General features: G+C 42.3%; 15 protein-coding genes and 1 tRNA gene. 7 read left to right on the top strand and 9 right to left on the bottom strand.

The features are described 5' to 3' along the window. Nucleotides 1-78: 78 nt before the first annotated feature. The 5 genes from I6E83_RS11615 to I6E83_RS11595 all read right to left on the bottom strand — a co-directional run bounded on the left by I6E83_RS11615 (nucleotide 79) and on the right by I6E83_RS11595 (nucleotide 4106). Complete coding sequence (locus I6E83_RS11615; protein ID WP_197102131.1) at nucleotides 79-825, bottom strand: glutathione S-transferase family protein; 747 nt, start codon at nucleotides 823-825, stop codon at nucleotides 79-81. A 168-nt stretch (nucleotides 826-993) separates the two neighbouring features. Next, nucleotides 994-1326, bottom strand: a complete 333-nt coding sequence (locus tag I6E83_RS11610) for a TIGR01244 family sulfur transferase (RefSeq protein WP_110924009.1) — start codon at nucleotides 1324-1326, stop codon at nucleotides 994-996. A 137-nt stretch (nucleotides 1327-1463) separates the two neighbouring features. After that, nucleotides 1464-1790 (bottom strand): beta-lactamase hydrolase domain-containing protein, encoded by a 327-nt coding sequence (locus I6E83_RS11605; RefSeq protein ID WP_197102129.1) that lies wholly within the window; start codon nucleotides 1788-1790, stop codon nucleotides 1464-1466. A 162-nt stretch (nucleotides 1791-1952) separates the two neighbouring features. Next, the gene (locus I6E83_RS11600; protein ID WP_197102127.1) at nucleotides 1953-3662 is read right to left on the bottom strand and encodes a SulP family inorganic anion transporter; all 1710 of its coding nucleotides are present in this window, start codon (nucleotides 3660-3662) and stop codon (nucleotides 1953-1955) included. Between the two features lie 72 nt (nucleotides 3663-3734). Beyond that, nucleotides 3735-4106, bottom strand: a complete 372-nt coding sequence (locus I6E83_RS11595; RefSeq protein WP_413787067.1) for an ArsR/SmtB family transcription factor — start codon at nucleotides 4104-4106, stop codon at nucleotides 3735-3737. A gap of 268 nt (nucleotides 4107-4374) precedes the next feature. Here I6E83_RS11595 and I6E83_RS11590 point away from each other — a divergent pair, with 268 nt between their 5' ends. The 3 genes from I6E83_RS11590 (at nucleotide 4375) to I6E83_RS11580 (ending at nucleotide 6561) form a co-directional block, all read left to right on the top strand. Beyond that, the gene (locus I6E83_RS11590; RefSeq protein ID WP_197102125.1) at nucleotides 4375-5247 is read left to right on the top strand and encodes an MBL fold metallo-hydrolase; all 873 of its coding nucleotides are present in this window, start codon (nucleotides 4375-4377) and stop codon (nucleotides 5245-5247) included. Between the two features lie 157 nt (nucleotides 5248-5404). After that, on the top strand, nucleotides 5405-6025 hold the full coding sequence (locus I6E83_RS11585) for a class I SAM-dependent methyltransferase (RefSeq protein ID WP_197102123.1): 621 nt from the start codon (nucleotides 5405-5407) through the stop codon (nucleotides 6023-6025). Between the two features lie 98 nt (nucleotides 6026-6123). Beyond that, on the top strand, nucleotides 6124-6561 hold the full coding sequence (locus I6E83_RS11580) for a thioredoxin domain-containing protein (protein WP_197102120.1): 438 nt from the start codon (nucleotides 6124-6126) through the stop codon (nucleotides 6559-6561). A 140-nt stretch (nucleotides 6562-6701) separates the two neighbouring features. Here the strand turns inward: I6E83_RS11580 and I6E83_RS11575 are convergent, their stop codons facing one another. From I6E83_RS11575 to I6E83_RS11560, 4 genes are all read right to left on the bottom strand, one after another. Beyond that, entirely contained in the window at nucleotides 6702-7103 is a 402-nt protein-coding gene (locus I6E83_RS11575; RefSeq protein WP_197102118.1) for a hypothetical protein, read from the bottom strand. 147 nt (nucleotides 7104-7250) lie between these two features. Then, nucleotides 7251-7610: a SirB2 family protein gene (locus I6E83_RS11570; protein WP_197102116.1), complete on the bottom strand. Its 360-nt coding sequence runs from the start codon at nucleotides 7608-7610 to the stop codon at nucleotides 7251-7253. Nucleotides 7611-7699: 89 nt separating this feature from the next. Further along, nucleotides 7700-8023, bottom strand: a complete 324-nt coding sequence (locus tag I6E83_RS11565) for a BolA family protein (RefSeq protein WP_197102114.1) — start codon at nucleotides 8021-8023, stop codon at nucleotides 7700-7702. Between the two features lie 341 nt (nucleotides 8024-8364). After that, the gene (locus tag I6E83_RS11560; RefSeq protein ID WP_197102112.1) at nucleotides 8365-9177 is read right to left on the bottom strand and encodes a M48 family metallopeptidase; all 813 of its coding nucleotides are present in this window, start codon (nucleotides 9175-9177) and stop codon (nucleotides 8365-8367) included. Nucleotides 9178-9852: 675 nt separating this feature from the next. Between I6E83_RS11560 and I6E83_RS11555 the strand changes: the two genes are divergently transcribed. From I6E83_RS11555 to I6E83_RS11540, 4 genes are all read left to right on the top strand, one after another. Further along, nucleotides 9853-9927: transfer RNA gene (locus tag I6E83_RS11555), tRNA-Gly, on the top strand. A 245-nt stretch (nucleotides 9928-10172) separates the two neighbouring features. Beyond that, entirely contained in the window at nucleotides 10173-11558 is a 1386-nt protein-coding gene (gene nhaC, locus I6E83_RS11550) for a Na+/H+ antiporter NhaC (protein ID WP_197102110.1), read from the top strand. Nucleotides 11559-12074: 516 nt separating this feature from the next. Continuing rightward, on the top strand, nucleotides 12075-12434 hold the full coding sequence (locus I6E83_RS11545; protein ID WP_110924444.1) for a hypothetical protein: 360 nt from the start codon (nucleotides 12075-12077) through the stop codon (nucleotides 12432-12434). 181 nt (nucleotides 12435-12615) lie between these two features. Next, nucleotides 12616-13225, top strand: a 610-nt coding sequence (locus I6E83_RS11540; protein ID WP_197102103.1) for a BLUF domain-containing protein, incomplete at its 3' end; no start/stop codon positions are given.

Raw genomic sequence — 13225 nt, 5'->3', positions numbered from 1 at the left:
TGTGTCTCTATCATCTTAAGTGTTATTAAAAATTTAGTAAACCTTTCACCTAAAGTTTGATGTGGGCTTGATTCAGTTTTATTCTGCCAATGCCCCAACCAATGAGACTATCTGGCCCGCTTCATCTTCTTCAATGATACGGGTTTCTGTAAGCGCAGCTTTTCGCCATGCTTGTATATGAGGGTTATTTAGCATTGTCTCACAGTATTGTTTAGTCATTGGTTTTAACTTTACGCTTGAGGCATCCGCATAAGTCTGCAAGCGTAGAACCACAGGGGCAAAAAACGCATCGGCAGCCGTAAATTTACCAAACAGATAGCTGTCTGTTGAGCGAGATTCTAAACAATCTGCAAAGATATCTTCTATACGGGCGATATCAATCAAACATGCAGCACTTGGCTGTATTTTCGCAGTGGCTCTGATATTCATCGGCATCTCACTACGAATACCCATCAGTCCTGAATGCATCTCAGCGACGATACTCTGGCAATAGGCGCTATTTATTCTGTGGCTATTATCATTAGTAGTGTCAGAATCAGACTTGCTTAATCCGGTCCAAATATCTATATCTGTCAGGTAATCATTGGCATGAATGGCAATCGCTAAAGTATCCCATACCGTCACCTTATCATCACCTTGACCATATACTAAAACGGGTACCTTTCCCGTTGGCGCGTGCTCGTCAAGAATTTGTGTAGATGACGGATGAAGTAACTCAATCAGCTGTTCATCGAAATCAATATCGAATGCCTTTAGTAATAACCAAGCCCGCAATGACCAAGATGAGTAGTTTTTGTTGCCGATGATTAGTAGGGGTGTTTGCATAATAAAATCCTTTTAAGCGGTATTAAGTAGAGTTTTATTATGTCTTTAATATTGAAAATTGACCAGTCTATCATTCAAGTAATAATTGAAAAAAACGCCCATCCAAATGTTGGACGGGCGCAATTATTAATATTCTGCAATGATTGTCTTGATGCATCAATCAACGAATTAGTCGTCTAACAAATCCATTTGCTTGGCTGCTTCATAGATACCGTTTGAGCGGTTACCGGTACGGCAGAATATCAGCATTGGCTGTTCAGCTTGATTAAAAAAGTCAGCAAACGTTTCGACATGCGTTTGATTTAGCTCATTACCAGCAAAAGAAATCTCTTTATAAGCAAGTCCTGCTTCTTTCGCAGCGGCTTCAATATCAGCGCTGGTCGGTTGATTTGGTTCTTCACCATCTGGACGGTTATTGATGATGGTTTTGAAGCCGTTTTCAGCAATCATCGGTACTTGGTCAGGGGTGATTTGTCCAGTAAAACTAACTTGATGGCTCATAGGAGCTCCTTGTTATTTTTTATATGAGAGAGTGACATGTTTGGTCTGTAACGACTGTACTAAGCTTAAGCTGAATGCGCAAAATTCTAAAGATGAGCTATGTAAACATCGTAACAGTCTTTATAAATGCAACAATGTTATAGCAGACCTTGCATTAAGGCACTTTGATACAGCAGTTTGGCGCGTGCACCAGTACCACAGAACATAAGTATGGGTTTGGGCATAGAGTGATAAAAATCGGCAAACTGTTCGACAGTTAGCATGCTCAAGCGCTCATCATCAAATGGTAGGTGATGATAGGTCAAATTTGCGTTTGCAGTTGCACTGGCAAAGTCATAGCTATTCGGCTGCGTTTCTGTCTCAGCATCAGGACGAATATTGAGCACAGAGCGGTAGCCAAGCTCAGCAATTTTGAGACATTGGCTTGGATAGATTTGCTTATAAATAGTGATGTTATCGGTCATAAGTTGCTTCGGTTACGGATATAAAAAGGTATTTGAAGATAGAGGGATGGCTAGGTGCCGCTTCTCTATAGTATGTTTGATGACTAGCATAACACAGCTTTTATCATAGCTATATCTTGCCACAGACAATAATGGCTATTGATTTAACCTATAAGCGTTGGTTCATATATCCTTTAGCGCATCTACTGCATCCATTGTACTTAAATAAACGTGTCCTGAGAGGTCGGTGATCACAGGGGTATTTTCAATGATATCCATGACAGGCCCTTTAATGAAGCTAAAATTTAGGTGCTTATCCTGAATAAGTAGCTCTTTATTTAGGCTGATGAGCATCTCTTGTCCAGTCAGATCAATGTGATTGACGGCTGACATGATAAGGACAATCTCGTATGCTTGCGGGTATTGCTGAGTGGCGTGTATCACGCGGCGGTGCACGGATTCACTATTACCAAAAAACAAGCTTTCATCGACACGCAACATTAATAAGTGACTAAACGTCAGAACATCATGACGATTGATATTGCGAAAATGCCCCGTGCCAGCTAACTGTCCGACGATGGCCACATGCGGTTTGCTCGATTGCCAAATCAGGCTAGCAAACGACACCATAAGACCAATGACCAAGCCTGTATTTAGCCCAAATATCAGCACACCTACAAATGCCGCCATAAAGCTGGCCGCATCTAGACGGTCACGTTGCCATGCTGACTTCAGTGTCGTGATATCGATTAGACTGATAATAGAGGCCATGATGGTTGCGCCTAATATCGCATAGGGCAGTGGCGCTAGTGCGTTGCCAAAAGCAATCAAAGCAGCAATCATCACCATCACTGTTACCAAACTGGCAACAGGTGTTTTGGCGCCTGAGTCGGCATTGATAGCAGTACGTGAAAATCCACCAGCGACTGCAAAGCTTTGAAAGAAACCACCAGCAATATTGGCAAACCCAAGTCCAGTCAGTTCGCGGTTGGCATTGAAGCTCTCACCGCGCAGACGGGCATAATTGCTAGCGACTGAACTGCTTGAGACAAATACAATCAGCGCCATCAGCCCCGCTCTAGGTAATAGGTTGAGGGCGACATCAAAGTTGGGTACATAGGGAAAGGTAAAGGTCGGTAGCCCTTGCGGAATACTACCAATCGTTGCGACACCGTTTGTGGTCCAATGTAAGCTCATACTCATGACAATCGCAATGCCGAGTAGGATAAGGGGAAACAAACGCTCTGCCCATTTGGCGTAGATAGATGGCAACCAAGATTGCCATACCCATTGACTGCCGTAACGATTGGCAACCAAAAGCGCAAAAGCGATCATACCAATGAGTAGTGTGAGTGGATGCAGCTGGCGGGCATACAATTGCATACTGGACAAATAACCGAACAAGCCATTTCCCGCTATGGGAATAGCCGTTAAGTATTTCAGCTGACTGATAAAGATAAGCACCGCGGCACCACTGATAAAACCAGCAGAAACCCCGCGACTGATAAACTGCATGATCCAGCCAAGCTTTAGCCACCCAGCTAACGATAACATCGCCCCAACCATCAATGATAACAAGCTGGCCATCAACACATACTGTTGAGCGCCTTCTGCTGCATAAGGATGCAGACTACTGGCGGTCATAATCGCAGTGATAGCGACAGGCCCCACTGCTTGAATATTGCTCGAGCCTATCCATGCATAGACCATGACGGGTACGATAGCGGCGTATAAGCCATATACAGGTGGCAGACCTGCTAGCACCGCATAGCCTAAGCTTTGCGGAATCACGAGCACACCAACGACCAATCCTGCGATGACGTCAGTCGGCAGCGCAGATAGCTTGTATTGACGTAACCAAGCGGGAATTAGACGAGTGGCAAGAGAAAGCATAGCAATACGTCATCATGATAAAAAAGTTAGAGTGTGTTGAACGTTATTACAGCCGATTCTTAAGCGGATAATCTATCCGTCTGTTTTGGCACAAAAGCGTTGGTAAAGGAGATCTAGAACCGCTAAAGCATCGTCACTGGCAATACTATAGTAGATTTGCTTGCCTTCACGGCGTGTCGAGACCAGCTCGTCTTTACGTAGGATACCCAATTGCTGTGACAAGCTTGGTTGTCCAACACCGACTAAGCTTTCAAGCTCACTGACGCAATACTCTCCTTGAGTCAGCTGACATAGCAGTAACAGGCGATCAGGATGCGAGAGTGACTTTAATAGCTGGCTGGCTTGCATCGAAGCTTGTTTCATTTGCTCAGCAAGGTCTTTAGGTGCAGACTCTGTCTCACTAGGTGATATAGGGTCGCTCGGGATAGTAGTAGATGTGCTCAATGCTGAAGGTTTCAGAGCGAGCTCCTTATATTAAGTATAAATAGTAGGGTATAACATTTATAGATAAACGTGATTAATTATCAATGATACATGAGTCTTTATCAAGTTATATTTATTTACATTATATAAATTTATAAAATGTATAATAACTGCTATGTTAGTATGCACAGTCAATTGATATGTCGCTGCAGATACGAGAGCTGAGCGCATATTATACTTAAGAATTTATTAAAAACTAAAATATTCATAGAAATACAAAGAGGCAGCCATGCAAGTCCATTCATTCTTACATAGCGATACAGAGACCTATACTCACGTACTGGCAGATGTCCAGAAGCAAGTATGTGCCATCGTTGATCCCGTATTAGACTTTGATGCCAAGTCAGGACGTACTGGCACTACGAGTGTCGATGAGGTGATTGAGTTTGTCCGTGAGCATGGCTGGGGGCTGGTCTATATTATAGAAACCCATGCCCATGCCGATCATATCTCAGGGGCTGCACACGTCAAAGAGTTGCTAGGTGGTCAGCTCGTCATAGGGCAGCATATCACCGAAGTACAAAAAATATTCAAGCAAATATTTAATTTCGATACCAGTTTTCGCACGGATGCCAGTCAGTTTGATATTTTGACAGATGATGGCGAGACTTTGGCGCTTGGCGATATTACTATTACGGTCATGTATGTGCCAGGTCACACGCGAGCTGACATGGCGTATGTTGCTGCTGATGATGAAAAGACAGTGGTCTTCGTCGGAGATACTTTGTTTGCACCAGATGTGGGTACGGCTCGCTGCGATTTCCCCGGTGGCGATGCCAAAACCTTGTATCATTCAATCAAAAGGCTGCTGGCACTCCCTGAAGATACGATGATGTATCTGTGTCATGATTATCCAAGCAAGGGTCGAAAACACTGTCCAAGCACTACTGTGGCAGCGCAAAAACTGGGTAATATACATGTGAAAGAGGGGATCAATGAAGCCGAGTTTGTAGAAATGCGTGAGCGCCGTGATGCTACGCTTGATATGCCGCGCTTAATTATTCCTTCGGTACAAGTTAATATTGATGCAGGTCATTTCCCAGAGCCGGAAGACAATGGTATTCGTTATCTGAAAGTACCGATTAATGCGCTCGGTAAATAAAAAACGTGTAATAAGTGAAAGTTGTCATCCCGTGCAGCACGATGCAAGTATCGTATGCTAGATATCTATAATAATGCTAATCTGTAGATGGTCCGCTATGTAGAAGCTCGGTATAGCTACCTGCAAACGCTAAGTTCGGCGATAACTGGAGAGAGCAATGAACCCTTACGAACGTTATGTATTGCCCAAGCTGATCGATGTCGCTTGTAGTGCGGGTAATGTGATGAAAGCGCGGTCTAAAATTGTTCCTCAAGCACTAGGTGAAGTACTCGAAGTTGGAATTGGTAGCGGTTTGAATCTACCGTTTTATGATGCCAAACGAGTCTCTTCTATTGTTGGTATCGACCCAGCGGCTCAGATGCATACACTCGCACGTAAGCGGGCGAGTGACATTAGCATTCCAGTTGAAGTGATAGCCGTGGATGTTCAAGGCATTCACGCTGATACGGATCGATTTGATACGATTGTGATGACCTTTACCTTATGTAGTATCGACGATCCGGTATCGGCACTTCAAGAAATGGCACGAGTGCTAAAACCTGATGGTCGCTTGTTATTTTGTGAGCATGGATTAGCACCAGATCTTTCTGTCGAGCGTTGGCAGCATCGATTGACACCATTTTGGAAACCTATAGCAGGAGGGTGTCATTTAGATCGCGATATCCCAGCACTGATTAGAGCAGGTGGTTTTGCCATCGATGAGTTAAGCCAAGCATACTTGCCAGGTCCACGACCGATGAGCTACGTGTATAGTGGTGTGGCAAAGCAAGTGCTGTAGAGAATGACTATAAACCATCATCACAAAGTTGCTTGTATAATCAATCTATCCAAGCCGAACTGTTAAGACAATAAAATAATTAGAATAGGAATCAAATCATGAATGAGCAAAACTTCTATCTAGTCTGCCCACATTGCCACGCGACCAACCGCGTACCAGCAGTCAGATTAGGTGCTGAACCAAAATGCGGTAAATGTGGCCAGCCACTACTGACGGCTAGCCCTCACGAGTTGAATGCGCAAACGGTCAGCAAGTTCATTCAAAAGAATGAGGTATTGACCATCGTTGATTTTTGGGCAAGTTGGTGCCAGCCTTGTATTATGATGGCGCCGCAATTCAAAGTGGCTGCCAGTCAGTTGCCGCAAGTAGTTTTTGCAAAGATACAAACGGATAAATACGAGCAAGCAGCAGCCCCTTATAACATCCGTAGTTTGCCGACTATGGTTGCCTTTAGAGGCGGTAAAGAAATCGCGCGGCAGTCAGGAGCGCTGCCTAGTGACCAAATTATCCAGTGGGTACGAAGCTTAAGTGTTTAAGCGACAAATCAGACCTCGCTCCTGATGATTAGTCATAAAAAAGCCAATACGTTGATTGCGTATTGGCTTTTTTAATCACTACAGTCGTCTAACGCTATGGACACTCGAAGCTATCGAATATAGCTCATCTTATTTAAATGCTACTCACCATAAATTTTGATACCGTTGACGAAGCTACAGCGTTGAATACGTGCAGATTGCACAATCGCATCACTCTCGCCATAGAGGCGTGATAACTTGGCATCGCGTGCTTGAGTACTGTTGCTTTTGCCAAGACCAAAACTGATATTAGGAGAGATACCCCAACGTCCTGCAGAAATCCCAACCCCGACACCAGAGGCCGATAAGCTTGACTGCTCGTTACGTGCTGCGTCTACATAGCGATTGACACGGTTGTACTCTTGGCTGAGTGCTTGGCAATCATAGCTTTGATAGGTGCTTGGCGGCACATACTGTGGTGTGACATTACCTGTAGAAGCACAGCCTGAGAGCCCTAAAATACCAGCTGTGGCTAGTAACGTCGCTGTAGTAAGAGTTTTCATAGTGGCTCCATTAGGCTGAATTATTGTCTTTGTATGTATTCAAGATAGCAAAAATAATGTGATTAAGATATTGAAAGTCCATCGATTATCCAATATTTTGCCTCTGAGTAGTCTTGCTATATGTGCAACTTTAATACGGCAGACGGATCAAAATAAGTTGCCAGGCTTTGTAAAGGCCAGTACCACAATACCAAGATACGCGATACCCGCAATGACAATCCCCGTTTTTCTTTGGGCAGGTGTTGCATGATTCTTGAATGCTTTTACACTAGCGCTAATAGCAGTGAAGAGCAAAATTATTTTGGCGAATGCCCATTGGACAGGGGCATTGACACTCATGAGCTGCATGAGCATCACTGCGCCTGATACGATAATGAGTGCATATAGAATATGAGACGCTATCTTCACCGCACGTGGCGCTCGTCTATTAGAGCTTAATACCAAATAACTCTGGTATATAAATACCACAATGATCAGTAATGCCATTAGCATATGTAAATGTTTCATTGAATATGGTTTTCCTTAAATTTGCATTGGTCAGCTTGTTTGTAGCATTCAATTATTATATGAACACATGCGATCTGAATAACAACATTCTAAGCTTTGTTTTGTCCAGCGCATAACGGGCTATCAGGGCTTTGGCCTTGCCATTCGACAGGAGTATAAGCGTGAATAGCTAGAGCATGTACTTGACCACCTTGTGAGGTCAATAGTGCATTAACCAATCCATATACGAGCTGATGGCGTGCAACCAAGCGTTTACCTTCAAAAGCATCACTGACAATAGTAAGCTTAAAATGGCTCTCTTTACCATCGAAATAACCAGCATGATTCATTGATTCATTGACCAGTTCTAAATGTTGTGACTGCAAAGCTTGTAGCTCCGCATTAAGCGCATCAGCAATCGGTGTGGTAGTCATAACAATCCTTCCATATGTTTTGCTTAATAATATTTTGCTTAATAATATTTAGCAATGTGTAGATTATATATTGCGGGCATTATAGCAGACACAATTATCTAGACTGAGTGCTCTTGAAATGCATAGGCAAATCAATCGTTCTCAATTGTTATCCATAGGGCTAAAAAATATAACCATCAGTAATAACGCGATTAATAGCGATACGCTCAATTGCCAAACTCAATAGCCATTGTCATTTCTTACTAAAAATGAAAAGAGCAGAGCACAATACTTCATGTGCACTCTGCTCTTATAATCTATAAATATTGGCTCAAAACGTGACATCTACCAATAAGTTTTGATTAACGGCGGGCTTGTTGATACAGCGGCGTTACTTTAGGCATTAATGCCTGTAATTGAGAAATACGACTGCTGCTAGATGGGTGAGTGCTTAAGAATTGTGGTGGCTCACCTTCGCTTGCCTTCTGCATTTTTTGCCATAAGCTAACCGCTGCCTGTGGGTTGTAGCCTGCACGTGCCATCAGCTCAAGACCAATTTGGTCAGCTTCAGACTCTTGAGTACGACTATGGGGTAGGCTCAAACCTAAATTGCCAGCAGTACCTGCCAACTCAGCCTGTCCTTGTGATAAGCCAAATATGCTAGCAGCCACACCGATACTTGTTTGCGTTGCATATTCACGCGACAGACGCTCACGTGAGTGTTCACGTAGCGCATGCGACATCTCATGCCCCATAATCGCTGCAATCTCATCGTCAGTCAGGCTCAAGCGGTCGATAATACCTGAATAAAACATAATCTTACCACCAGGTACAACAAAAGCATTCAGTTCATCAGATTGGATAGTATGCACTTCCCAGTCCCACGCTGCCGCATCTGTACGGTAAGTGCCAACCTGACCGATTAAACGATTAGCAATAATCTTTAGGCGATTAAGCTGAGCTGTATTTTTGTCCAGTACGCCCTTTGATTTGGCTTCTTTCAGTGTATTCGCGTAGCTTTCCGCTGATAACTGAAGGACTTGCTCACTAGAAACTAACAGCAGCTGCTGACGGTTGACACCAACGGCACCCGTGTTGGTCGTGCTAGTACAGCCTACTAAAGTCAGTGTGGACAGTGACACTGCCATCACGGTAGTGGTCAGTAGCTTTTTCATAAAAATATCCTCGCTGTAAATGATAAAAGTAAAAGTTGTACAAAGTATATATCTATAAAATAGGTCAAATGATAATTCTTGGCTAATATGTGGACAGCACTTATTACTCTATTTATCTGTCTTAATAGTAAAATTTTACCCGAACCAGCATTGCCCATGAGTATAATAATGTTAATAGCCTAAAACCAATGTAGAAACAGTAACAACACAGCGTATGATTGTAAGTGGCGTATCATCAAACATCACTTGCTCTGCTACTATATCAACTTTGCTATACGTATTATCTCTACTTGATTGGTTTGTATCACACACCTTGAGTTTTGACAGTTATCGTATGTATTAGAGTGGAAAATATTTTTGAGGTTTATTTATAGAATAACGTAGCGATGCACTACGAAAATAGCAGTTTGGCTGATGGGCATAGACGCGATTAAACATAGTTCATGATAACGGTACATAATATTTTCATCATTAGTGAAAATAATGATTACTTCAGTAAATGAGATACTTATTATTAAATCAATTACTTATAGGTAGACTCTCTAGAAATAAAGGCTTAAAGTGAAAATATTGGAAATAAATATGAAAAAGGTGTTGACACACTCAGGAATTTTGATAGAATAGCCAGCCTATCGAGACGGAGTTGTTGTTAACAACACTACAATTCGATAATCAGCGGGAATAGCTCAGTGGTAGAGCATAACCTTGCCAAGGTTGGGGTCGAGAGTTCGAATCTCTTTTCCCGCTCCAAATATGGCTTGAAAAAGCACTAAATCCTCACTTCTTATCATAAGAAGTGAGGATTTTTTTATGGATAAAATTTGGTCGAAACTAATCATAGATAACCACTCATTCGCACCCAAAGAGTCTGGCCGATGAACCAGTAGAAGTACGGAGTACTAATAAAAAGCCAGCAACCAGTCACGAGCATGGCCACAGACGAAACCAGTAAACCCTTAAATATCTTAAACCAACCTGCATCATAAGGGCGCATCATGCCTCCAAGAATCCTCACCCATATTTCCCCTCAGCAAGCCTTCATCATATCAGCCATCGTCATCGCCATCATGGGTGTTACCATGATCGGCTTTGGTTGGGTGCCGCATCTCTCATTGATACTCGCCATCTGTGTCTTACTGGGCATTGGCGCCTTTAAAGGACTGAGCTTTGATGACATGCAAGCACAAATGGCCTCAGGTATTATGCGCGGTATCGGTGCCATCTATTTGTTCTTCTTTATTGGTCTGATGGTCGCCGCTCTCATGATGTCTGGTGCCATACCCACACTCATGTACTTCGGCTTTCAGCTCATCTCACCAGAGTATTATTACATCTCCGCCTTTGTACTTACTTCCATTATTGGTATTGCACTGGGTAGTAGTTTGACAACCGTTGCAACCTTGGGTGTGGCATTTATTGGGATGAGTAATGCCTTTGATGCCAATGTAGCAATTGCGGCTGGTGCCGTCGTCTCAGGAGCGTTCTTTGGCGATAAGATGTCACCCTTGTCTGATACCTGTACCATCGCCTCATCCGTTGTTGGTATCGATCTGTTTGAGCACATTCGCAATATGATGTACACGACGGTACCTGCTTGGATACTCACGGTTATCTTGTTCTGGATGTTTTCAGGCCAGACAGCGGGTTCTGATCTTAGTCAGGTGACTATTCTCCAAGGGCAGCTCATCGACAGTGGCTTGGTACATAATTATGCGGTATTACCGTTTGTGGTATTAGTTGGACTGGCTGTCTTTCGTGTCAATGCCATCTATACGATTATTTGCACCATTGCGGTGGCGCTTATCATCACTTATATACATAGCAGTCCAAGCTTTGGACAATTAGGTGGTTATCTGTTTGCAGGATATGCACCGGCTGAGTCACTAGAGCTGGGTGAAGTAGGGGGTATGCTATCGCGTGGCGGTGTACAAAGTATGTTCTTTACGCAAGCGATTGTGATATTGGCACTCAGTCTCGGCGGGTTACTAACGGCATTGGGTGTGTTACCAGCATTGCTATCGGGTATTAAAGACACGTTGACGACGTCAGGACGGGCGATCTTTGCGGCAGCGATGTCAGCACTGAGCATCAACGTGCTCATCGGTGAGCAGTACTTGAGTATTTTACTATCAGGGACGGCTTTTCGTTCGACGTTTGAGCGTTTGAATTTACATCCAAAGAATCTGTCACGTACGATTGAGGATGCAGGGACAGTGATTAATCCACTGGTGCCTTGGAGTGTATGCGGGGTGTTTATCAGTCAGGCATTAGGAGTGCCGGTGTTGGATTATTTGCCTTATGCGTTTTTCTGTTATTTATCGTTGCTATTGACGCTACTCTTTGGCTTTACGGGAGTGACTATTAGTCGTCGTTTGGATTAGATAAGCTATTATTGAATACAACCTTTTTCTAAATGAAAGTATTTCATTCAATTCTTACCAATAGACTTTCAAAGATTGGTAGTAATGCCTTCAAGAGAAGTACTCAAAATATTATCCTTTCTTATTATTGGCATAAATTAACGTATCAATCGTGTTTATGCCAAGCCATAAATTTGTGACAATCAGGTTTTTCTATTTCTTCTTATCCAAAGACTTTTACTTGGTTGTGAATATTTCTAATAAACGTGCTTTTAGGATTAATATGTGTGTATAATAAAATCTACTAATTAATGTTAATTTTTGTAATAAGTATGGTGTGTCATTTCTGCTAATAATAATTAGTTATTGATGTATCACTGCCATAGATATCTCAAAATTTAATTGTTGCCTTAAAGCAGTTTAACGGCTAAGTTAGTTAACTAGTAATTGGAATTTAGTTTAGTATTGTTAAGTAACGAATGTATTTCATCGATTAAATTACTTTATTGAATCATAACCACATGGATAGGGAAGAATATGTCAAATATTAATGAGTCTTTACAAGAATTAATGAGCCTTGATGGCGCTATGGGCGGCTGTATCGTCGACTATATGTCAGGCATGGTACTGGGTATGACTGGTGGCGGTGTTGATCTAGAGCTTGCTGCTGCAGGCAACTCACAAGTGGTCAAAGCGAAAGTCGCTACCATGAAGTCGCTTGATATCAAAGGTGAGATTGACGATATCTTAATCACGTTAGAGTCACAACTACACATCATCCGTCCTGCATCTAAGCATGAAGATTTGTTTATCTATTTGGTGCTTGATAAGGCTAAAGCCAACCTTGCACTAGCACGTCGTAAAGTACAGTCAGTGGAAAACAATCTAGAACTATAATTTGGTTGGCAATATTCAACCTAATGAATGCTGATCGATATGTTCTTGTTGCTTTTACTTTATTGAAGATTATGAGCAACAAGATCATATTCGTTATATAAACCTATTGCATAACGAATGTGATCTTTATGTCCGACAATGAGTTAACTGATTCTTAGATGTCTTATTAAATGGTGGTAAAATGAAATGTATTGCATACGTTAGCAGAGCACCTATCAGCAGAGCGTCAATTCGTGAACATAGTGTTCGTATGCCTACAGGGTTATCAGAGATTATTAGTGCCTCTCGTGAGCATAATCCAAAGTCGCAAATTACTGGTATCGTCTCTTATCGTGAAGGTCAGTATTTCCAAGTATTAGAAGGGCCAAATTTTGAAGTAGACAAACTCATGGCTAAGATAGCTGCCGATCCTAGACACGAAGATATTTGGGCTTTTTTGGACGTAGATATTATTGAACGTAGCTTTCCCAATTGGGGTGTTAGTGTATTCAACTTTGTAGACCAAGGTGTTTTCTTTAGTACCTTTGTAGAGAACCATAGAATCATTTTCAATAACTTTGATGACTATCAAAAAAAACGTATTAAGCCTTTTATTGATATAGATAAAATCGACACAGTTCCTGATGAATACTATCAAGGTAAGAACTTGCGATTATTGTCATGGCCTGACCTGAATAATGAAAGTAATCCTCAAATGATTATGAATCTATGTATCAAGTTGACCAAAAAACCGTATCCATTTAACTTTTTGGCAGATAGTGGCGAATTTGGCACACCTCAGCAAGTCACAC

The organism is Psychrobacter sp. SZ93C1, from assembly GCF_015864635.1.
In the GTDB taxonomy this organism is placed as follows: Bacteria; Pseudomonadota; Gammaproteobacteria; order Pseudomonadales; family Moraxellaceae; genus Psychrobacter; species Psychrobacter fozii.
Note: the sequence above shows the minus strand (reverse complement) of the source record. Positions and strands in the feature narration are given on the sequence as shown.

Bases quoted from the DNA above. Each gene is read 5' to 3' on its own strand.
- I6E83_RS11565 (WP_197102114.1), bottom strand. From the start codon at position 8,023: ATGACTACCACACCGATTGCTGATGCGCTTAATGCGGAGCTACAAGCT.
- I6E83_RS11585 (WP_197102123.1), top strand. From the start codon at position 5,405: ATGAACCCTTACGAACGTTATGTATTGCCCAAGCTGATCGATGTCGCT.
- I6E83_RS11600 (WP_197102127.1), bottom strand. From the start codon at position 3,662: ATGCTTTCTCTTGCCACTCGTCTAATTCCCGCTTGGTTACGTCAATAC.
- I6E83_RS11605 (WP_197102129.1), bottom strand. From the start codon at position 1,790: ATGACCGATAACATCACTATTTATAAGCAAATCTATCCAAGCCAATGT.
- I6E83_RS11580 (WP_197102120.1), top strand. From the start codon at position 6,124: ATGAATGAGCAAAACTTCTATCTAGTCTGCCCACATTGCCACGCGACC.
- I6E83_RS11615 (WP_197102131.1), bottom strand. From the start codon at position 825: ATGCAAACACCCCTACTAATCATCGGCAACAAAAACTACTCATCTTGG.
- I6E83_RS11545 (WP_110924444.1), top strand. From the start codon at position 12,075: ATGTCAAATATTAATGAGTCTTTACAAGAATTAATGAGCCTTGATGGC.
- I6E83_RS11575 (WP_197102118.1), bottom strand. From the start codon at position 7,103: ATGAAAACTCTTACTACAGCGACGTTACTAGCCACAGCTGGTATTTTA.
- nhaC (WP_197102110.1), top strand. From the start codon at position 10,173: ATGCCTCCAAGAATCCTCACCCATATTTCCCCTCAGCAAGCCTTCATC.
- I6E83_RS11610 (WP_110924009.1), bottom strand. From the start codon at position 1,326: ATGAGCCATCAAGTTAGTTTTACTGGACAAATCACCCCTGACCAAGTA.
- I6E83_RS11590 (WP_197102125.1), top strand. From the start codon at position 4,375: ATGCAAGTCCATTCATTCTTACATAGCGATACAGAGACCTATACTCAC.
- I6E83_RS11560 (WP_197102112.1), bottom strand. From the start codon at position 9,177: ATGAAAAAGCTACTGACCACTACCGTGATGGCAGTGTCACTGTCCACA.
- I6E83_RS11570 (WP_197102116.1), bottom strand. From the start codon at position 7,610: ATGAAACATTTACATATGCTAATGGCATTACTGATCATTGTGGTATTT.